Genomic DNA, 20823 nt, shown 5'->3' on the forward strand with positions numbered 1-20823 from the left:
ATGGGGTCTTCAATCAAAAGCTTTGCGAAGCGGCGTCCAGGCCGCGGATCACGAGCACGCCGTCGCCGCGCGGGGCGCCCTGGCGCACCGGGGCGGCCGCACGTGGCGCCGGTTCATAGGCAGGTTCGTGGGCGACCGCAGGCGCCGGCGCCGGGCTGCGCTCGGGCAGTCCCAGCACCGACTCGCGGGTGGCGCCGGTGGTGGCGGCCGGCTGCGGGTCGACCTGGTTGCGCAGCACCAGCGACAGCTCGCCGATCGAACGCGCCAGGTCGAGTTTTTCCACCTGGTCCGGGGTCAGCTCCAGGGTGACTGCGTTCACGACGCGCGGCTTGCTGTCATCGACCGTCGATTCCTGGGCCACGGCCAGCACCAGGATCCGTTCCAGCACGATCTTCGAAATCGATGGCGAGGCGGCCAGGTCGCTGCCAGTAGCCTGCAGGTTGACCAGGATGTCGACGTAGTTGCCGGGCAGCGCGAAACCGGCCACGCCGACCACGTCGTTGACGCGCACCGTCATGGCGCGCTTGCCGGCGCTGACCACGGCCGACAGGCCACCAAGGGTGCCTTTCGGCGCCAGCTTCGATTCGGTCACCGGCTCGCCGACCAGGATCTCGGCGCGCGCAATGCGGCCTTCGAGGGCCTTGATGTCAAGGATCGCGCCCGGCGGCACCGAGGTGGCCGGCCAGTCGGCGAGCTGCAGGCTGGTCGGCGCCAGGCGCGAACCCTGGTTGATGTTGGCGACCGCCACCACCACACGGGTGCCGGACGGGCCTTGCTCGCCCATCCATTTGGCGGCCATCACGACCGCGCCCAGCGCCAGCACCAGGGCCACGCCGATGATCAGGAAGGCTCGCGAACTTGTTACAGATTTACGCATTGTTGTACTCCACGGCGCCGCGTTCGCGGCGCTCAAGCTCCAAAGGGCGGCCGGCGGCGCCGGCGGCGAAATAGTTGTCCCAGGCCCAGTCGATGGTCTGGCGGTTCAGTTCAGGGGCGCGCTCTTCGTAGCGCGCCAGGTCGCGCAACTGGCGCACCAGGTCGCGCGGGTAGCAGGCCAGCAGCGGCACCATGCGCTCGCAGTGGCGCGCCAGCAGGTAGTCGAAGGCCGCGCCGTCGAACGCCACGCCGGCCGAGGCGCATGCCTGGCGGAACAGCGTCGCGTATTCATCAATCGACGCCGGCGGCACTTCGATCTTGTAGCCCAGGCGGCGCAGGAAGGCGCCGTCCGACAGGCGCTGCGGCACGAAGTTCGACGAAAACACGACGATCACGTCGAACGGAATCTGGAAGCTGTGGCCGGTGTGCAGCGTCAGGTAATCGACGCTGCGGTCCATCGGCACGATCCAGCGGTTCATCAGGGCTTCCGGGGTGCAGCGCTGGCGCCCCAGGTCGTCGATGATGAAGATGCCGTTGTTCGACTTCAGGTGCGGCGGCGCCTGGTACAGGCGGGTGTGCGGGTCGAAGCTCAGGTCCAGCATGTCCAGGGTCAGCTCGCCGCCGGCCAGTGCCGCCGGGCGGCGCACGCCGCGCACCCAGCGCGCGTCCGGCGCGCTGCCGCGATCCAGCCCGAGGCCGGTGGCCACGCCTTCGTCCGCCGCCACGTGCTGCAGGGCGTCGAAGAAGGGAATCACCTCGCCGTCCACCATCAGGGCGTAAGGCACCGAGACCGTGCCGACCAGCAGGTCGCGCAGGCGCTCGGCCAGATAGGTCTTGCCGCTGCCGGCCAGGCCGTGCAAGAAGATCGCGCGGCCCGAATTCATCGCCGCGCCCAGCTGGTCCAGCACCAGCGGGTTGACCACGACACCCTGGAAAGCGGCCGCCATGGCGGCGCGCGTCACCTGCATCGCGGCCACGCTCTGGGCCTGCACCTGGGCGGTATAGGCAGCCAGGGTTACCGGCGCCGGGCCGGCATAGGCATTGCGGGCGACCGCGTTGGCGGCGCGCGCGCGGCCGGCGTCGGTCAGGATGTACGACAGGTCGGCGTCGGTGCCGCTGCTTCCCACCCGCGCGATCTCGCACAGCTTCTCGGCGCGCAGGAAAGCGACCAGCGGATCGATGACGCTGACGTTCAGTTTCAGGTGGCTGGCCAGTTCGGCCAGGCGCAGCTGGCCGCGCTGGAACAGCACTTTCGAGATCAGTTCGGCCAAAAACAAGAATGGCAGGCCGGTATCTTCCACCGTGCGCGGGGCACGGGCGTTGGCCGGAGCCAGCAGCGCATGGGTCACAGCGGCAACTCCCCATGCACGCCGATCCACAGCACGCAGCCGACGGTGGCGGCGGCGATCGCCACCGCGTACGGCAGGCGGCCGCTGGCCGCCTCGGGCGGTGTCACTGGTGCGGCGATGCTGCCGGCCAGAGCCGAGTAGGCGCTGTGCATCGCCATATGCCAGGCGTTGCCCACCAGGCGGCGCAGCTGGCCTTGCCAGGCGGCGAAGGCCAGCGCCAGCACGCCGCCGGCCGCCAGGGTGATCAGGCCGACCGTCAGGATCTGGCCGGCGCCGACAAAGGCGCCCACCATCGCCAGCAGCTTGACGTCCCCGGCGCCCATCAGGCGCAGCGCATACATCGGCAGCAGCAGCGCCAGGCCCAGGCCCCAGCCGCCCAGCGACTGCAGCAGGCCCAGGCCGCCCATCTGCGGAGCGAACAGGCCCTGCCCCGCCGGCAGCAGCGCGTGCAGCGCGCACGCCGCCAGCATGCCGGGAAACACGACGGCATTCGGGATGCGGCGTGCGCGCACGTCGTGCCAGACGGCGGCGCCGAGCAGGGCCAGCAGAATCAAGAGCGGCAGCAGATGTGGCAGGGTTGTCAAGTTGGGCTCCGGTCAAAAAAAATCCGGCACGAAAATCCAGTGCCGGACAGTGGTCACCCGAGGGCGGCCGTAACGCCAGGTATTAAGCGGCGGTCGGGGTCTTGGCCTTGATGCGGTCCGCCAGGGTGGTGAACAGGGCGCTGATGTTGCCACCCAGCAGGCTGACTGCGGCGATGATGACGCCGGCGATCAGCGAGGCGATCAGTGCGTACTCGATTGCGGTGACGCCGTCTTCTTCTTTGATCAGGTTGGCGATGAAGTTCATGGTATTTCCTTTCAGGTATATAAATAAGTTGGGCTTTATGCGCTCGTCCACACGGCCATTGCCGCAATGAAGCAGACGACTGCGAGCAGGACGCTCAGGACCAGGTACGACATCGCCGGGCTTTCGCTTCTTTCATAATGCTGCTCCGGATTGTCTTCCTTGTCGTACACGTTCGCTCCTGTCCTCTTGCCGCCGTTCCGCATGAAACGAAACGCAGCGCATGAGTTGAATCTTACGGATCGGCGGTTTTGTTGCCATCCGTCAAAACTACCTTTTTGAGGAGGACTTCTTGCCGTGGCGGCCCAGGACATATGTCCTAGACGCCGTGTGGGAGGGGGATTACCGAGAGAATGCGACGCCCCGGGCGGGCGCCGGCGGGGGGAACGATCAGGACAGACCGTGCTTGGTGGCGTAGACGTACAGTTCCAGGCGGTTCGCCACGTCGAGCTTCTGGTAAATCGTGGTCAGGTGGTTGCGCAGCGTGCGCTCGGAGATGAAGGCGCGCTCGGCCAGGTCCTTGTTCAAGGCGCCCTTGCCCTGCACGATCATGCCGATCACCTCGCGTTCGCGCGCCGTGAGCGAGGCGATGCGCTGTGCCTCGGGATCTGCCTTCGGGCTTGGGGCCACCAGCTGGCCCAGCAAGACCTGCATCAGCGTCTGGTCGAGCCACAGCTCGCCGCCATGCACCTTGCGCACGGCCGCCAGCACGTCGTCGGTCGGCGCCTCCTTGCTGACCACGCCGCGCGCGCCGGCCTTGACCGCCGCCGCCAGGGTCGCCTGGTCGCGGTTGGCGCTCAGGATGACCACCTTGCTGGTCCCGTTCTGGACCAGCGCCGGCAGGAAGTCGATCGAGCTGCTGCCTTTCAGGTCCAGGTCCAGCAGCACGATGTCGGGATTGAACTCGGCGCACAAGGCCCTGGCCTCGATGCCGTCGCTGGCGCTGCCGACCAGCTGGAAGGCGTCGCCCTCGGCCTGGATCAGGCGCTCCAGGCCCCACAACATGGTTTTATGGTCGTCGACCAGCAAGATACGAATGGTCATGTTTCTCCTTGAAACGAGGGGTGTTCAGATCGGAATGCGGATGCGCAGCAGGGTCTGGCGGCCGTCGGCCTCGACTTCCAGCTTGCCGCCCAGCCCCTGGACGCGCTCCGCGATCGAACGCGGCAGGAATGGCGCAGCGGCCTGTCCGGCCACGGCCGCCGGGTTGAAGATATCGATGGCGAGCGTACCGCCCTCTTCTTCGACCACGACGCCGGCCGTGCGCGCCCGCGTATGCTTGCAGATATTGCTGATGCCTTCGGTGACGATCTGGAACACCTCGGCCGCCATGCGGTCGTTGATGGCGCTGTCGGCATGCATTTCCAGCATCACATCCAGGCCATAGAAGGTCTCGACCTGGCGCAGCTGGCGCCGCAGCGCGATCAGCAGTTCCGGCTCTTCCTGGCGCCCGCTGCGAAAACGCTGGGCGAAATCGCGCATATCGCCGATCACGCCCGAGCACATCGCCATCAGGCGGTCCAGCTCGGGCGTGACCGGACTGTCGTCGCCGGCCTGGTTGCGGATCGCGGCCACCGCGTGGCGCAGCCCGATATACGGCTGGATTGTGCTGTCGTGCAAATCGCGGGCAATGGTCTGGCGCTCGCGGAACGCCGCTTCGGACGCCAGGCGGTCGAGCAGGTCGATGGTTTCGATGACCGGGAACGCCTGTTGCACGATATGTTTCAGGAAACTGGCGTCGCTGCGCTTGAGCCGGGAGCCGGTGACGATGATGCGGCCCCTGCCCTTGCGCAGGGGCAGCGAGGTGCTGATATAGCCGCTGGCGTCGAGCAGGTCGGCGACGTGGCCGCAGGCGTCGGAATCGGCCTTGAGCCAGTCGCGTGCGCTCTTACCCTGCTGCAATGCCGTGGCGCGCCCCAGCACGAACAGGCCGAAGTGGCGCGGCGGCGCCTGGTACAGGGTGGCGCCATCCTCGAGCCCGAGCAGCGGCTCGATATCGGCCGCATCCGGCCTGCTGCGGCTGATCGCGCGCCCGCTTTTCGGATGGTGGGCGGTGCTCATGACCCAGCGCTCATGGCTGTCCTGCATCAGCAGCACGCAGCTGTCGGCGCCGTAGAAGCGCAGGATCTTCTCCATCAGCGAGTCCAGCGTGTGCTGCACCCCGAAGCGGGGATTGGACAGGCGGCTGACGTCGCGCAGCAGCGCCAGGCGGCGGCGCTGGTCGACCGCCAGGCCGCCCCAGAACGCGATCATATAGCCGAGCGCCAGCACGAAGGTCGCGCGCAGCAGCAGGATGTGAACCGACGCCAGGCCCCGCGCCGCCAGCACCGACAGCGTCACCACGCCGACCGAACCGAGGGTGAGCTTGGCGCCGACGTCGAAGCCATGACGGAAAGATGCCGCCAGGATGGCGAAGAAGAAGAACGAGAAGAAAGGGCTGGAGCTGCCGCCGCTGGCCCAGACGATCAGGCCATACCAGGCGATGTCGATCCAGTACACCAGCGGACCGTGCGAAAAGCCGGCGCGGTAGCCGGCGATCACCAGCAGGGTCAGGCTGTGCAGGACATAGGCCGCGAGCACGACCGTGGTCCATTCGCCCGAGACCGTCACGCTGCCCGGCCCGATGAACAGGGTGAGCAGCGCCGACACGGCCAGCAGCACGCGCATGCCGAACACCATCCACACCTCGGCGTCGGCGGCGGCCACGCGCTGTTCGGCGCTGGACTGGCCCGCGCGCGCGCGAACCGGTGAACGAAGGAAGGAAGGGACGATGCTAGCTAGCCAATTCATGTTGTGTGGCGCCGACAGCGGCGTTGAATCCTTTCTAAAAGCGATGCGGGAAATGAATTTTGCCCTGTAGAATTCCCGAAGCTTACCGCATGCCAAGTATTACTTTCCGTAAAATTTTCTGGACAACGATGTATTCCCTTCCCCGACGTCAAACCGGCGCCACGATCGTCGAGATGGCGATCATCGCCCCGGTTTTCCTGCTGGTGCTGGTCGCGATCATCGAGTTCAGCATGATGTTCTTCGCCACCCTGACCATGCAGTATGCGGTACGTGAAGGCGGCCGCTACGCCGTCACCGGACAGACCGCCGATCCCGCGGTCGTCATCGCGAGGATCCGCGACAACTCGATCGGGATGTTCGCGCGCACTTCGCCCCAGGTCTCGGTCAATGGCACCAAATATGCAACGTACAGCAAAGGCATGTTCGGCGCACCCGGGGACATCCTCGTGATCCAGCTCGACTGCAGCTGGCCGGTGACGACACCGATCCTGTCGAGCTTCTTCACCAACGGCACCTACCGCTTCACGGTCGCGGCGACCATGCGCAACGAAATATTCCCCTGATTCTCTTTACCTGATGCAATTTAGAACGCGCAAATCCGTCATGACTGTACCGAAAATCCGCAAATCCGAGCGCGGCGTTGCGGCAGTCGAACTCGCCCTGCTGCTGCCCATGCTGGTGATCCTGGCGCTGTGCGCCATCGACGGCGCCCGCGCCTTGCAGGCGAACATCATCATGACCAATATCGCGCGCGAGGGGGCCAACCTGGTCGCGCGCGGCGGCGCCGACCTCGATGACGAGAGCCAGGATGTCATCTATGCCGTGATGGCGAGTGCACCGCCGCTGAACGTCAATCAGCAAGGCATGATGTACATCACGCGCGTGATGGGCGTGACTGGCACCGGAGGAACGCGCAGCGTCGTGCTGGACCAGTACCGCTGGGACGATGCCGCGCGCAACCTCGGCGCCCGCAGGAGCACTTACCAGCCAACCAGCCGGGTCCATGCCTGCGGCTCGTGGAACAGCGCCGGCAAGTGCTCCAGCATCAGTAGTACGTCGCGGCCCGCCGTCGCCGTGCTGACCAACAAGCTAGACAATGGCGAGATCGTCTATGTGGTTGAGACCTTCTATAAGTTCGATATGCTGGTCAGCGCGTTTTCATTCCGCAAGGATGCCCTGCCCGCCTTCGGGCCCGACCTGTATTCCATGAGTGTATTCTGATATGCGTCCGACTCTTCACCGGCAGCGCGGCGCTGTCGCCATCATGGTGGCCATCGCCATGCTCGTCCTCCTCGGCGTGGTGGGCCTGACGATCGACGCCGGCCTGGCTTACCTCCTCAAGGCGCGCCTGAATGCGGCGGTCGACTCGGCCGCTCTCGCCGGCGCCCGCGCCGTCACCACCGGCGATACCCAGACCGCTCAGATCGCCAGCGCGCGCACCGCGGCGGCGGATTTCTTCGCGGCCAATATACCCACCAATTACCTGCTCTCTGCGCCGCGGATCCTGAGCACGAACGTGACGTTCAAGGGTGGCCAGGCGATCATCGACGTCGAGGCGGAGGCGAAGATGCCGGTGTCGATCATGCAGGTGATGGGCTTCGAATCGCTGACGCCGGTGGCGGCCGCGCAGACCATCCGCAACGACCTGGACATGGCGCTGGTGATCGATACCTCTGGCTCGCTGGAGGATTCAGCAGCGACAGTGAAGGCATCCTCGAAGAGCTTCCTCAGCAAATTCAATGTGACCCAGGACCGGGTGGCGCTCCTCCACTTCGCTACCGGGGTGGAGGCTGACAGTCCGATCAACCCCTCGGCACGCGGATTCAACCGCACCACGATGAACAATGCAATCAACGGCTATGTGTTCGACGGCGGCACGGCGTCCTTTGAAGGCATGTGGGAAGCACGCCGCCAGCTCAACCTGGTTCCTGCCGGTAACCGCTCGACGATGCGGGTGATCGTGTTCTTCTCAGACGGCGCACCGACGGCCTTCGGAGCCCTCCCCGAGTTCAACAATCCGGGCGATTGCAAGACCGCGGGCTCGATCGACCGCGTGCTCAATCAAGCCGGTCTGGCCGAGCTGGGATCGAGCGAGAAGCGGTATGTCAGTGAGGGCTGCAAGACCTGGCGCATGGCCTATAACTTTTCCACCCGGCGTAACGAACCGGTTCCGACGGTGCGCCGTCTGCCCGAGTGGTACAACGCGCGCAGCAGTTCGGTACGCGAGTTTCCCGTCGTGACAGACGGGCCACGCCAGGTTACCGCCGACATCAGCACGCCGGCCCTTTACGAACGTAACATCCTGCGCGCATCGCGCAATCTTGCCGAAGCCGCAGCTGCCAAGGCGCGTAGCGAAGGCATTGTCGTCTTTACGCTTGGGTTCGGGTCCGGACTGAAAGATATTGAAACCAGCGATACGACCAGCAACGGCGAAACCATCCTGAAATGCATGGCCAACTCCGTCGATGCACCGAAGCGCTGCCAGAACGCCAACCAGCCGGTCGGCATGTACTGCTACGCCGCCTCCGACGCCGACCTGACGCCCTGCTTCTCGCGCCTGGCCTCGGCCATCCTGCGCATCTCGAAATAAGCGCTTGGGCGCCCCGGCAGCCGCCGGGGCGCCCTCGCCGCCGGATCACATCAGTTTATCCAGCGTGATCGGCAACTCCCTGACCCGCTTGCCGCACGCGTTATAGATGGCGTTGGCGATCGCCGCCATCGTGCCGACGATGCCGATCTCGCCCACCCCGCGCATGCCGGCCGGCGCGTGCGGATCGGGTATGTCGAGCCACATCACCTCGACCTCCGGCACGTCCAGGTGGGCCGGGACGTGGTATTCCGACAGGCTGGCGTTCACGACACGCCCGTTGCGCTCGTCGAAATGCGTCTCTTCCATCAGCGCCGCGCCCAGGCCCATGATCATCCCGCCGCGGAACTGGCTGGCGGCGGTCTTGGCGTTGAGGATGCGGCCGCAATCGAAGGAGCCCAGCAGGCGCGTGACGCGCGGCTCGCCGGTGACGACATTGACCCGCGCCTCGCAGAAGATCGCGCCGTAGGAATGCATCGACCAGTGCTCGCTCTCTTGCGACGGCGGCGCCTTGGCCGTCACATCCACTTCGTCGCGGCCGGCCCGGGCCAGGATGTCGGCGTAGCTCTCCCAGCGGCCGGCATCGTCGACCTTGCACAGGCCGCCGTCGCGGGACCGCACTTGTTCAGGCTTCAAGCCCGCCAGCGGCGATTCGCGTCCGGCCAGCTTGAGCAGCTCGGCGCACAGCGCCGCGTGCGCGGCCTTGACCGCCGCCGCGACCACGGCCGTCTGCTGCGAGCCGCCCGCCAGCACCGCGCCCGGCAACGCCGAGTCGCCATAGTCGAAACTCACCTTGTCCATCGGTAAACCAAGGCGCACCGCGCACAGCTGGGTCTGGGCGGTGGCCGTGCCCATCCCCATCTCGTGCACGCCGACCGACACCCGCGCGTGGCCGTCGCGCGAGAGGACAATGCGGGCCTCCCCGCCTTCCATCCGATAATAGGGGAACACCGCGCTGGCGCAACCCAGGCCGACCAGCCATTCGCCTTCCTGGCGCATGCGTGGCCTGGCGTGCCGCTCCTGCCAGCCGAAGGCCTGGGCGCCGGCGCGATAGGCTTCGATCAGGTGGCGCGACGAGAACGGCGTGCCTGCGGTCGGATCCTGCACCGGTTCGTTGCGCCGGCGCAGCACGATCGGGTCGAGGCCCAGCTGCTCGGCCAGCTCGTCGACCGCGCTTTCGAGGGCGAACGAGCCGACCGATTCTCCCGGCGCGCGCATCGGGACGTTGGCGACCATATTCATGGTCACCGCCTGCACCTCGAGCTTCATGGCGGGGGCCGCATACAGCACCCGCGCATTGTGGATATACGGCTCGGGCATCGCATTGTATTCGGTCATCACGGCCACGCCGGTGTGGATCAGGGACACGAAACGGCCGTCGCGGTCGGCGCCGATGGCCACCCGCTGCTCGGTCACCGTGCGCCCGCCGACGGCGCGGCACACGCCTTCGCGCGACAGCATGATGCGCACCGGCCTGCCGGACACTTTGGACGCGGCGGCGGCCAGCAAGTGGTGGCGCCACACCAGCTTGCCCCCAAAACCGCCGCCGACGAAGGGCGACGTCACCCGCACCTGTTCCTGCGCGATGCCGAACACCTGGGCCAGCGTGAAGGCGGCGTTGACGACGCCCTGGGTCGAGTCGTGGACCCGCAGGACCTCGCCCTCCCAGGCCACCGTCACCGCGTGCAGCTCGATCGCATGATGGTTCTGGCGCGGGGTGCGGTAGACCGCGTCGACCCGCTGCGGCGCGGACGCCAGCGCGGCCTCGGCGTCGCCGATGATGTCCTGCAGCGGCGCGCCCATGAATTCGGCCACTTTCACGCCGGCCGCGCGCGCGGCATCCATGCTGGTCACCCCGTCCTCGACGTCGTAGCGCACGCGCACCAGGGACGCGGCGTGCTCGGCCTGCTCGCGGGTCTCCGCCAGCACCACCGCCACCGGCTGGCCGTTCCAGTGCACGCGGTCGTCCTGGAACACCGGCAGCGCGTCCCCGCTGCCGCCCAGCGGCTCGCGCATCAGGAGTGGCGGTGGCTGCATCTTCGGCGCATTCAGGTGGCTCATCACCAACACGACGCCGGGCGCCGCCTCGGCCTTCGCGACGTCGAGGGCGGCGATGCGTCCCTTCGCCACCGTGCTGTATACGAGGGCGCCATACACCATGCCGTCCAGCGCGAACTCGGCGGCATATCTTGCTTCGCCCCTTACCTTGACGGGGCCGTCCAGGCGCGATACCGGCGCACCGATCAGCGGATCGTCGCTGGACGTCAGCGGGTCGGGCTTGCCACCCGTGACGTAGCGGTCGGGCGCGAGCGCCACCGCCTTCTGCATGATCGCCTGGCCGGCCTTCTGGATGTTCTGCACGATCTTCATGGTCCGTCTCCTCAGGAATGCACGGTGGCCAGGCGGTCGAGCACCGCCACCATCGTGCGCTGCGCCAGCGGGATCTTGAACGCGTTGTCGCGCAAGGGCTTCGCGTCGGCCATCTCGGCGCGCGCCGCGGCCTCGAAATGGGCCGCATCGGCCGGCTGGCCGCGCAGCATCTGCTCCAGCGTCGACGCGCGCCACGGCTTGTGCGCCACGCCGCCCAGCGCCAGCCGCACCTCGCTGACCACCCCGTCCCGGACGTCGAGCGCAGCTGCCACCGACACCAGCGCGAAGGCATAGCTGGCGCGGTCACGCACCTTGCGATAGGTGGAGTTGGCGCCGAAGGCCAGCGCCGGGATCTCGATCGCCGTGATCAGCTCGCCGGGGTGGAGGACGGTCTCGCGCTCCGGGCGATCCTCAGGCAGCAGGTGGAAACCGGTGAACGGCACCTGGCGCGTGCCGCCCACGCGCTGCAGGTGGACCACGGCGTCGAGCGCGGCCAGCGCCACGCACATATCGGACGGATGGGTGGCGATGCAGGCGCTCGAGGCGCCCAGCACCGCGTGCATGCGGTGCACGCCCTGGAGCGCGTCGCAGCCTTCGCCCGGATTGCGCTTGTTGCAGTGGGCGCCGTCGCGGTCGTAGAAATAGGTGCAGCGGGTACGCTGCAGGACATTGCCGGCCACGGTGGCCATATTGCGGATCTGGCCCGAGGCGCCGGAAGCGATGGCGCGTGACAGCAGCGGAAAGCGTTCGCGCACCGCGCGGTGCTCGGCCAGCGCCGTGTTCCTGACGGCGGCGCCGACCAGCAGGCTGCCGTCGGGACGCTCTTCGATCTGTTGCGACAGGCCGCTGACGTCGACCAGCTGCGCCGGCCGCTCGATGGTCTCGCGCATCAGGTCGACCAGGTTGGTGCCGCCGCCGAGATAGCGGCTGCCCGCCGCCGCGCCCTGGCGTACGGCGTCCTGCGCATCCAGGGCGCGGGCGAACGTGAACGGATTCATGAGGCCTCCCCGGACGCAGCCTTGCCGTGCAGCCGCACATGATGTTCGGTGACTGCCGCCACGATGCCGTTGTAGGCGCCGCAACGGCACAGGTTGCCGCTCATGCGCTCGCGCACCTCGTCCTCGCTGAACGCGACGGTCCCGGCGCCGATGTCTTCGGTCACGTAGCTCGGCACGCCGCGCCGCAGCTCGGCTTCCATGCCCAGCGCCGAGCAGATCTGACCTGGCGTGCAATAGCCGCACTGGAAGCCGTCATGCTCGATGAAGGATTGCTGGAGCGCATGCAGCTGGCCGTCGGTGGCCAGGCCCTCGACCGAGGTGATCGCGCGGCCCTGGTATTGCACGGCCAGGGCCAGGCAGGACAGGATGCGTTGCTCGCCGTCGAGCAGCACGGTGCAGGCGCCGCAGGCGCCCTGGTCGCAGCCCTTCTTGGTGCCGCAGAGACCCAGGTGCTCGCGCAGGAAATCGAGCAGGGAAACGCGCGGATCGCTCGGCAGCGCGACGGTGTTTCCGTTGATGGTGATGGTGGTCGACACGGTAGAAACTCCTTCTCGGGTGGCGGTCGCCTGCCTGCAAACGCATGCAGCAAATCATGTGCAAAGTGACCGTATGTGTTCCGATAACGAGTACCAAGTGTAGAGTCAGCCGTGCAGAAAAGGCGCACGCTTGAGGCTCAGGATGGCGGTTCGGAGGATCGTGCAAGACGCGGCTTCTCCCCCGGAGCGACCGTGCTGATCGAGACCGCCACGGGGTCGCTGGCCGGGAAGGATTCGGCAAGCGCTTCGTCGAGCGCTGCTTCCTGGTGCGGGTCCGGAGACGCCTGCGGATCGCCGCTTGTTTGCCGTCGAGGCTCCTTCCCGCGCTGCTTCGCCCCGCTTCTTGAGATGCTCATCGGTCAGTTCCCATTCGATGCGGCCGCCCGATGGCGCCCGTGTTGTGTCAATGTATTCAGCTGGCCGCATCCAGGTAGACGCCGCGCTCGAGCGACAGGCCGCGCTTGACCTCGCGCGTGAGCGCATCGGCCAGCACTTCTTCTTGTCCCGCCTCGATGGCGGCAATGGCCTGGGCCACGACGTCCTGGGGCGATGCCTTCGGTGCGTCGATGCCGGAGGTCATGTCGGTATCCATGAAGGCCACATGCAAGCCGACCACTTGCGTGCCCTGCGGCCTGAGGGCGATGCGCACGCCATTGGTCATCGACCAGGTGGCCGCCTTCGACATGGCGTAGGTGGCGCCGCCCGGGATGCTGATCCAGCTCAGCACCGACAACACATTGACGATGGCGCCGCCGCCGTTGGCGACAAGGATGGGCGCGAAGGCGCGGCACATGGCGAGGGTGCCGAACAGGTTGGTGTCGAGCTCCTGCCGCGCGCGGTCGACGGCCTCGTCGTCGAACACATGGCCGCCGCGCACGATGCCGGCATTGTTGACCAGCAACGTCACGTCGCCGCATTCGGCGGCCGCGCGCCGCACCTGCTCCGGGTCGGTGATGTCGAGCTCGACGGGAATGACGTCCGGCAGGTCGATGCTGCGCGGATCGCGGGCGCCGGCATACACCTTGCGCGCCCCGGCTTCGAGCAGGAGCCGGGCCCAGGCGCGGCCCAGCCCCCGGTTCGCCCCGCTGATGAGTACGACGGAATCCCTGACCTTCATGACGCTCTCCCGAGTCGATGCCGGATGCACGAAAGCTCCGGCGATGCTCCGATACTAAGGTCAGACCGCGGGCCGCCGCAGTAAATCCTTGTGAAATGGCGTGCGTTCGATCCGGCGCAAGCCGTCCATCTCTCCCATTGGTTGCGCCCATGTCCGCGCGGCACATCTCATCACACGTCTTTACAACCGGCGCCCCATGGGCCGACTAAGCTCGATGACAGTTGCGGCATCAGACCGCCGCCAATGCCACCACCGCCACGGAGCCTCCATGACCGCCATGCGCACCATCCTCGCCGCCGCCCTTGCCCTCGCCGCCTGCGGCGCCGCTTCCACGGCCACCGCCCACCAGGGCGGCAAGGCGCATACAGGGGGCATCCAGACTCCTGCCGCCAAGGGCGTGAAGGCCGACTACGACATCGTCCACACAAAAATTACCACCGAGGGCAATGTCGCCACCTTCCACATCGCGGTGTCCGGCAAGGCCGGCAAGACCTATCCGACCAAGAACGGCAAGCTGGGCGGCAGCGCCGTGTTTTCCTACGTCTGGCCGACGACCATCGACCCCTATGCGGTCGGGTTCGAGAGCAAGGCCGGGATCCTGGCCTTCGCCGTCACCTCCCACCCCGACTTCGACGACACCCCGCTGTACGACGAGAACGGAGACGGCGACGTCGGCAACGACGGCAACCTGTGGCACTCGCACTGGGTGGTGCTCACGAAGGATGACGCCTGCGGCAAGGATGCATTGAAGGTCGTCGACATCCCCCAGGGCGCCAAACCGCGCCTGCCCAAGACCTGGCTGGGGTTTCCGATCCTGCTCGACAGCCCCGGCTGGCACCCGGTATTCAAGGCCGACTCGCTCGAGGTCAAGGTGCCGTTCGACGACATCGGCGTGGTCGAGGCGGCGAGCTTCGACGGCGTCACGGCGGCGCTGCGGGTCAATGCCAGCGTCCACAGCCCGCTGCTGTGCGTGGCCGACGTGTTCAAGGTCGCTTCGGGGAAACTGACGCTGACGGGCAAGGTCAACCAATCGCACCCACCACCACCATCACCACAACCACCACGAGGAGCCACCATGAGCAAGCAGGCACTGATCGTCATCGACGTCCAGAACGACTATTTTCCAAACGGCCGCTGGGAGCTGGCGAACATGGACGCCGCCAGCGCCAACGTCGGCCGGCTGCTGCGCCACTACCGGGCCAGCGGCACGCCGATCGTCCACATCCGCCACGAGTTCCCCGACGCCGCCAGCGCGCCGTTCTTCGCGCCCGGCTCCGAAGGCGCCGCGATCCACCCGTCGGCCGCGCCGATCGAGGGCGAGCCGGTGCTGCTCAAGCACCACATCAACTCGTTCCGCGACACCGCCCTGCTGTACATCCTGCGCGGCCACCAGGTCGACGAAGTCGTGATCTGCGGCGCCATGAGCCATATGTGCGTCGACGCCTGCAGCCGCGCCGCCAACGACTTCGGCTTCAAGGTCACGGTGGTGCACGACGCCTGCGCCTCGCGCGACCTGGAATTCGGCGGGCTCAGGGTGCCGGCGGCGCACGCCCATGCCGCCTTCATGGCGGCGCTTGGATTCGCCTATGCCGACATGCGCTCCACGGACGAGGTCACGACGGCATGAGGGCCGACGCCTCACGGCGCGCCACCGCCTCGCCGGCGTAGTGGCGGGTAGCGTTCGTCAGGCGGTAGCGCACCCCGTGCCGCCCATAATCGACCTCGACCAGCGAGCGGGCCACGAGCCCCGACAGGCACCACTTCACGGCGGCGCCGTCGATTTCGGGGCAGGCGCACACCCGGGCAGCGTCGTCGAGGGTGAAGCTGCGGGGGAACACCGACAGGCGGTGCAGGACGGCGCGCTCGCGCGGCGCGAGCAGGCGCCAGCTCCAGTCCAGCAGGGCGTCGGCCGAACGGTGGCGTCCTTCCTGCTCTCCGCCCGCGCCGCAGAGCGCCTCGACCCCGCCGGGCAGCGCCTCGATGCCGCGAGTCCTGGCGCGCGCCGCGGCCAGGCCGATCAGCAAGGGGTTGCCGTCCAGCTGACGGCACAGTCGCGCCGCCAGCGCCCGAGCGGCGGCATCGGGCCTGGTTCCACAGCGCAAGGCGAACAGTTCCTGCGCCGCCGGCAAGGCCAGGGGCGCCAGCCGGTGCACCCATTCGGCGCGCAGGTCCAGCGCCTCCCGGCTGGTGGCCAGCAGAGACAGCTGGGGCGCGGCCTCGAGCAGCGCCTCGGCCAGCAGCGCCGTCGGATCGGCCAGGTGGCCGCAGTTGTCCAGCACCAGCAGCAGGCGCCGTTCGGCCAGGGCGGCGCACAGGCGCGGGAACGAGCCGCCCACCGCCAGCCCCGCCGCGCCTGCGATCGCATCCGTGAGCAGGGCGCCGTCGGCCAGCGGCGCCAGGTCGAGGTAGGCCACGCGGCCGTCGAACCGCGGCGCCACTCGGCGCGCCACCGCCAGCGCCAGCGCGCTCTTGCCCAGGCCGCCGGCGCCGACAACCGACACCAGGCGCCGCTCGCCGATCAGGCGGGCCAGTGACGCAACCGTCTCCTCGCGGCCCAGCAGCGGCGCGGCGCCGTCCGGCAGATCCGCTACGCTCGGCACGACGGCCGGCCTGGCCCGGCGCACGGCGGCGACGAACACATAGCCCCGCCCCAGGACGTTGACGATGTAGCGGCCGCCATCCTCGCCATCCCTGAGCGCGCGGCGCAGGGCGGCGACGTGGGCGCGCAGCCGGCCCTGCTCGATGTCGGCGCCAGGCGCCAGGCGGGCGACGATCTCTTCCTTGCCTACCACCTCGCCGGCGCGCCAGGCCAGCAGCGCCAGCAGCTCCAGCGCACGGGCGCCGAGGGGCAGCGCGCGCCCGTCCAGGCGCAGCTCGCGCCGGTCGAGCGACAGCACAAAGGGGCCGAACAGCAGCTCGCCTTCCATGTCCATCAGCCACCTCCCCGTCAATCTTATGATTACGATCATATGACTTGGATCAAGCGGCCGATGTGAAAAAGTGTGAAATCAGGATGCGCTATAAGTCTTGCAACAGCAGCAAGGCGGTGCGCCGGTCGACGCCGTCATGGCCGTCGCCCAGGGCCAGCACCAGCGGTTGCAGCAGCGCCCGCGCACGCGCGCCGTCGCCGGCGTCACGCCACAGGCGGCCCATGCTGATCGCGCAGCGCAGCTCCCAGGCCAGCGCACCCTGGGCCCGCGCAGCGGCCAGGCCCCGTTCGAACAGCGCCTCGGCCGCCCCCTGCGCGCCCGGTCCGGCCAGCAAGCGTTCGCCGCCCGCGCGCCAGACCTCGGCGGCACACCACCCGACCTGGCCTCCGACGCAGCGCTGCGCGGCCGCGTCCACCCCCGCCCCGGTGGCCGCGCCGAGCCAGGTCGCCAGGTGGTCGCCCTGGACCGCGTCCAGCCCCCAGGCGCCCCCGGGCGGCGTCTCCAGGCGGCTGGCGCGGGCCGCCAGCACCTGGCGCGCCAGCCGCGCCCAGCCGCTCCAGTAGGCCAGCGCATGGCGCTCGGCATGTTCTTCGAGCAAGCCGGCCAGTTCGCGCGCCCAGTCGTCGTCGCCGCGCCACAAGGCCACCGGCAAGGCCCCCAGCGCCAGCGCCCAGGCCAGCGAGGCCGGCGCGCCGTCGCGGGCCGCCTGCGCGAGCAGCTCGCGCGCCTGCGCCGCCGCCGCACGCCCCTCACCCAGCAGCCAGCGCGTGCGCACGGCCAGCACCGCGCGGGCGAGATCGGCGCCGACCGGCCCGGCCAGGCGCAGCGGCGCGCGCGCACCCACCGCCGCCGGCCGCTGCCGCGCCAGGCGCAGCGCCTCTTCATGCTCGCCCAGCGCGTGCAGGCTCAAGGCCGGCAGGCTCCGCGCCACCGCCAGCGTGCGCGCCAGCCCGGCCTGCGCCGCCACCCGCGCCATGCGCAGCGCGTGTTCGTGGGCGCTGCGATACAGGCCGGCGCCGAGGCAGCGCATGGCGCTTACGTATAGAGCTTCGGCCAGGGCTTCCGGCTGTCCGCCGGCCTCGGCCTGGCGGATCGCGCGCAGGTACGGCTCCGAGTCCGAGTCCGAGTTTGAGTCCCTGAGCGGGCCGCGGGCAATGGCGGCGTGCAGGCGCGCCTCATCGAGCGGCTCGGCCGCGGCCCCGGCGCCGATCGCCTCCAGCGCCGCGCGCACGTGGCGCTCCAGTTCGCGCTCGCCAAACAGGCCCGCGCCCAGTACAGCGGGCGCGGCCACCAGGCGCACGCCCAGCGCGCGCTCGCCGCCGGGACCGAACGCCCAGTCCAGTGCGGCGCGCAGATCTCCTGCCACGTGGCTGGCGCACGCCAGCCAGGCGCCATGGTCGAGCGTGTCCCAGGCGCGCTCGCACTCGTCCAGCAGGCCCAGGGTGTGCCGCGCGTGGCGGGCCGCCAGCGACATGCGCCCGGGATCCTCGGCCAGGCGCTCGATCGCATAAGCGCGGGTGATCCCGAGCAGCACGAAGCGGGCGTCCGGTCCCCCGGTGTCGGCCGCGACCAGCGATTTGGACACCAGGTCCAGAAGGCATCCAACCATGCTGCCCATCGCGCCGGCGGCGCCGGGTCCCACCACCGCCAGCGCCGCCTCCAGCGAGAACGGGCCGGCGAACACCGCGCAGCCGCGCAGCACCCGCTGCTCGTCCGGCGAGAGCAGTTCATAGCTCCAATCGAGCAGCGCGCGCAGGGTGCGATGGCGCGGCAGCACGGTGCGGCGCCCGCTGCCGAGCAGGCGCAGGCGGTCCCCCAGCTGCTCCACCACCCCGTGCACGCCCAGCAGGCAGACCTGGGCGGCGGCGAACTCGATCGCCAGCGGCACCCCGTCCAGCCGGCGGCACAGCCTGACGGCGGCCGGCAGCTCGGCCTGGCCGAGCCGGAACGCGTCCATGCCGGCTTCGGCCCGGTTGGCGAGCAATTGCAGGGCCGGATAGCGCAGCGCCTGTTCGAGGCTCAGGGCGGGATCGTCGGGCGGACAGGCGAGCGGTCCCAGTCGCAGCACCCACTCGCCGTCGGCGTCCAGCGGCTCGCGGCTGGTGGCGACGACGTCGATTCCGGGGGCCAGCCGCAGCAGGCATTCGGCGACGGCGGTCGCGGCCTCGATCAGGTGCTCGCAGTTGTCCAGCACGATCAACATCCGGCGCGGCGCCAGCCAGCGCTCCAGCAGTGCGCGCACGCCTTCTCCGTCCGGCTCCAGGCCCAGGCTGGCGGCCAGCGCATCGGGGATCTGGATCGCGCCGCTCAGGAGGGCCAGGTCGACGAAGCAGGCGCCGTCGGCATAGCCGTCCTGCAGCTCGGCGGCCAGGCACAGCGCCAGCGTGGTCTTGCCGATGCCGCCATGGCCCACGATGGTGACGAGGCGGCAGCGCGGCAGCAGCGCCCGCAATTGCTCCATCACGTCCTCGCGCCCCAGCACGCTGGTCATACGCAGCGGCAAGGAACGCGCGCCGGCGGGCGGCGCCGGATTGGCATCGGCATCGGCATCGAGGCCGAGCGTGACCACCGGCGCCACGAAGCTGTAGCCGCGCCCGGGCACATTGGCGATGTAGCGCGAGGCGCCGGGGCCGTCGCCCAGCGCCTTGCGCAGCGCCCCGATGTGCACCCGCAGGCAGCTGTCCTCGACCACGCTGCCGGGCCAGATCGTGCGTTCGAGTTCGGCGCGGCTGACCACTTCGCCGGCCCGCTCGACCAGCACCAGCAGTAGTTCGAGCGCGCGCCCGCCCAGCCGCACCGGGGTCGGTCCCAGGAACAGCTGGCGCGCCTGGCGCAGCAGGCGGAAGGCGCCGAAGACGTAGACGGGCTGCTCGCCCTGCGGTTCCTGCCTTATTCCCACACCGCGCCCCACACTGCGTCCTGTGCCTGCCCGTGTTCTTCGGGACCGGTATGCGCCAGGCGCTGCGCCACGATCCACGCCTCGCCGCTGGCGGCCAGCTGCGCTGACGCATAGCGGCGGGTCGTGTTCAGCAGACGGTAGCGTGGCGCGTGGGCGCTGCCTTCAGCAACCAGCCATGAGCAGGCGGCGAGCGACGGCAAGGCCCGCGCCGCCTCGCCCGGTCCGAGCCCACCGAATGCGCATACCCGCAGCGCCGTCCCGGGCGCGAAGGGACCCGCGAACACCGCCAGCCGGCGCAGCAGCGTGCGCTCGGCCTCGTCCAGCAGGCGATGGCCGGCGTCGAACATGGCCTTGAGCGAGGCATGGCGCGGGTCCGCCAGGCGCCGGCTGCGCGTCAACAAAAGAAAGATGTCGTCCAGGCGCGCCGCCAGCCCTTCGACGCCCAGCGCCTCGACCCGCGCGGCGGCCAGCTCGAGCGCCAGCGGCAGGCCATCCAGCTGGCGGCACAGTTCGGCCACACACGCCAGGTTGGCCGGGGTCAGCGCGAAGCGGCTGCCGTTGGCTTCGGCGCGTTCGACGAACAGCGCGATCGCGGACAGCGCCAGCGCCTGCCTGCAATCGAGCGCGGCGCCCGGCGCGGGCACGTCGAGCGTCGGCACCCCGACCACCCGCTCGCCGGCGAGCCCGAGCGGCGCGCGGCTGGTGGCCAGGACCGTGAGCCGCGCGCCGGCGCCAGCCAGGCCCGCGGCCAGGGCCGCCGCCGCCGGCAGCGCCGCGTCGCAGTTATCGAGCACCAGCAGGGCCTGGCGTTCGCGCAGGGCGCTACGGTCCATGGCCACCGGATCGCCGGCGGCGGCCCAGTCGACCACGCGACAGCCATCGGGATAGTGGCGCGCGTTCGCGGCCGCATGGGCCAGCGCGAGCGCCGTCTTGCCGCTGCCGCCGGCGCCGACCAGGGTCGTCACCCGGCCCGGCGCCAGGCTGCCGTCGAGCTGCGCCAGCAGGGCCGCGCGCCCGACCAGACGCCCCGGACGCGGGCCACGCAGCGGCGCCAGCGGGGCGGCCGCCACGGTCTTGACGAAGCGGTAGCCGCGTCCAGGCACGGTCAGGATGTACTGCTCGGACGGATTCTCGCCGAGCGCCTTGCGCAGCGCCGACATATGCACCCGCAAGCCGTTCTCCTCGACCACCGAATGGGGCCACACGGCCGCGACCAGTTCGTGGTGGCTGACCACCTCGCCGGCGCGCGCGATGAGCGCGACCAGCAGGTCGAAGGCGCGCCCGCCGAGCGGCACCGGCGTCTCGCCGCGCACCAGCAGCTTGCGCGCCGGGTACAGCGAAAAAAAGCCAAAGGTGTAAGCGGGGCCGCCCCACGCCAGCCTGGCGTGCTGCACGCCGGCGGACGGCGGTGGTGGTGGTGGCGGCGCGATAGAGGTATCGGTATGCATGCGATCGGTCCAACACACGGCATGGCGCACGGTATTGCGCGTCGATACCGCTACCTTAAATGGTTGCCGGCCTCATG

At 69.2% G+C, this 20823-nt stretch carries 18 protein-coding genes; 4 read left to right on the forward strand and 14 right to left on the reverse strand.

Annotated elements, in window-relative coordinates; translation table 11 throughout:
- Positions 1 to 13: 13 nt before the first annotated feature.
- From cpaB to AC3A6F_RS12425, 7 genes are all read right to left on the reverse strand, one after another.
- The gene (cpaB, locus tag AC3A6F_RS12395; RefSeq protein WP_487681085.1) at positions 14 to 877 is read right to left on the reverse strand and encodes a Flp pilus assembly protein CpaB; all 864 of its coding nucleotides are present in this window, start codon (positions 875 to 877) and stop codon (positions 14 to 16) included.
- Positions 870 to 2225, reverse strand: a complete 1356-nt coding sequence (locus AC3A6F_RS12400) for an ATP-binding protein (RefSeq protein ID WP_487681087.1) — start codon at positions 2223 to 2225, stop codon at positions 870 to 872. Before AC3A6F_RS12400 ends, cpaB begins: the two co-directional genes overlap by 8 nt.
- On the reverse strand, positions 2222 to 2809 hold the full coding sequence (locus AC3A6F_RS12405) for an A24 family peptidase (RefSeq protein WP_487681089.1): 588 nt from the start codon (positions 2807 to 2809) through the stop codon (positions 2222 to 2224). The genes AC3A6F_RS12400 and AC3A6F_RS12405 overlap by 4 nt, the downstream gene beginning before the upstream one ends.
- A gap of 82 nt (positions 2810 to 2891) precedes the next feature.
- Complete coding sequence (locus tag AC3A6F_RS12410) at positions 2892 to 3074, reverse strand: Flp family type IVb pilin (RefSeq protein ID WP_487681091.1); 183 nt, start codon at positions 3072 to 3074, stop codon at positions 2892 to 2894.
- A 35-nt stretch (positions 3075 to 3109) separates the two neighbouring features.
- Complete coding sequence (locus AC3A6F_RS12415) at positions 3110 to 3244, reverse strand: hypothetical protein (protein ID WP_487681092.1); 135 nt, start codon at positions 3242 to 3244, stop codon at positions 3110 to 3112.
- Positions 3245 to 3461: 217 nt separating this feature from the next.
- Positions 3462 to 4115, reverse strand: a complete 654-nt coding sequence (locus AC3A6F_RS12420) for a response regulator (protein WP_487681094.1) — start codon at positions 4113 to 4115, stop codon at positions 3462 to 3464.
- A 24-nt stretch (positions 4116 to 4139) separates the two neighbouring features.
- Positions 4140 to 5861 (reverse strand): sensor histidine kinase, encoded by a 1722-nt coding sequence (locus tag AC3A6F_RS12425; protein ID WP_487681096.1) that lies wholly within the window; start codon positions 5859 to 5861, stop codon positions 4140 to 4142.
- Positions 5862 to 5989: 128 nt separating this feature from the next.
- Between AC3A6F_RS12425 and AC3A6F_RS12430 the strand changes: the two genes are divergently transcribed.
- The 3 genes from AC3A6F_RS12430 to AC3A6F_RS12440 are packed head-to-tail and all read left to right on the forward strand — an operon-like array spanning position 5990 to position 8451.
- Entirely contained in the window at positions 5990 to 6424 is a 435-nt protein-coding gene (locus tag AC3A6F_RS12430; protein WP_487681098.1) for a TadE/TadG family type IV pilus assembly protein, read from the forward strand.
- 40 nt (positions 6425 to 6464) lie between these two features.
- The gene (locus AC3A6F_RS12435; RefSeq protein WP_487681100.1) at positions 6465 to 7082 is read left to right on the forward strand and encodes a TadE/TadG family type IV pilus assembly protein; all 618 of its coding nucleotides are present in this window, start codon (positions 6465 to 6467) and stop codon (positions 7080 to 7082) included.
- A gap of 1 nt (position 7083) precedes the next feature.
- On the forward strand, positions 7084 to 8451 hold the full coding sequence (locus AC3A6F_RS12440) for a VWA domain-containing protein (RefSeq protein WP_487681102.1): 1368 nt from the start codon (positions 7084 to 7086) through the stop codon (positions 8449 to 8451).
- A gap of 45 nt (positions 8452 to 8496) precedes the next feature.
- Here the strand turns inward: AC3A6F_RS12440 and AC3A6F_RS12445 are convergent, their stop codons facing one another.
- The 4 genes from AC3A6F_RS12445 to AC3A6F_RS12460 form a co-directional block, all read right to left on the reverse strand.
- On the reverse strand, positions 8497 to 10818 hold the full coding sequence (locus tag AC3A6F_RS12445; protein ID WP_487681104.1) for a xanthine dehydrogenase family protein molybdopterin-binding subunit: 2322 nt from the start codon (positions 10816 to 10818) through the stop codon (positions 8497 to 8499).
- A gap of 11 nt (positions 10819 to 10829) precedes the next feature.
- A complete protein-coding gene (locus AC3A6F_RS12450; RefSeq protein WP_487681106.1) occupies positions 10830 to 11816 on the reverse strand; it encodes an FAD binding domain-containing protein in 987 nt (328 codons plus the stop codon).
- Complete coding sequence (locus AC3A6F_RS12455) at positions 11813 to 12352, reverse strand: 2Fe-2S iron-sulfur cluster-binding protein (protein ID WP_487681108.1); 540 nt, start codon at positions 12350 to 12352, stop codon at positions 11813 to 11815. The genes AC3A6F_RS12450 and AC3A6F_RS12455 overlap by 4 nt, the downstream gene beginning before the upstream one ends.
- Before the next feature lie 412 nt (positions 12353 to 12764).
- Entirely contained in the window at positions 12765 to 13469 is a 705-nt protein-coding gene (locus AC3A6F_RS12460; protein WP_487681110.1) for an SDR family oxidoreductase, read from the reverse strand.
- A gap of 268 nt (positions 13470 to 13737) precedes the next feature.
- Between AC3A6F_RS12460 and AC3A6F_RS12465 the strand changes: the two genes are divergently transcribed.
- Positions 13738 to 15096, forward strand: coding sequence for a cysteine hydrolase family protein (locus tag AC3A6F_RS12465; protein WP_487681112.1), 1359 nt, complete (start codon positions 13738 to 13740; stop codon positions 15094 to 15096).
- Here the strand turns inward: AC3A6F_RS12465 and AC3A6F_RS12470 are convergent.
- The 3 genes from AC3A6F_RS12470 to AC3A6F_RS12480 all read right to left on the reverse strand — a co-directional run bounded on the left by AC3A6F_RS12470 (position 15083) and on the right by AC3A6F_RS12480 (position 20746).
- Positions 15083 to 16402, reverse strand: a complete 1320-nt coding sequence (locus tag AC3A6F_RS12470; RefSeq protein WP_487681114.1) for an ATP-binding protein — start codon at positions 16400 to 16402, stop codon at positions 15083 to 15085. The two genes, AC3A6F_RS12465 and AC3A6F_RS12470, sit on opposite strands and share 14 nt — an antisense overlap.
- An 85-nt stretch (positions 16403 to 16487) precedes the next feature.
- Positions 16488 to 19298: an ATP-binding protein gene (locus tag AC3A6F_RS12475; protein ID WP_487681116.1), complete on the reverse strand. Its 2811-nt coding sequence runs from the start codon at positions 19296 to 19298 to the stop codon at positions 16488 to 16490.
- Positions 19289 to 20746 (reverse strand): ATP-binding protein, encoded by a 1458-nt coding sequence (locus AC3A6F_RS12480; RefSeq protein ID WP_487681118.1) that lies wholly within the window; start codon positions 20744 to 20746, stop codon positions 19289 to 19291. The genes AC3A6F_RS12475 and AC3A6F_RS12480 overlap by 10 nt, the downstream gene beginning before the upstream one ends.
- Between the last annotated feature and the right edge of the window lie 77 nt (positions 20747 to 20823).

This window comes from Massilia sp. Soil_C_3 (assembly GCF_057657035.1).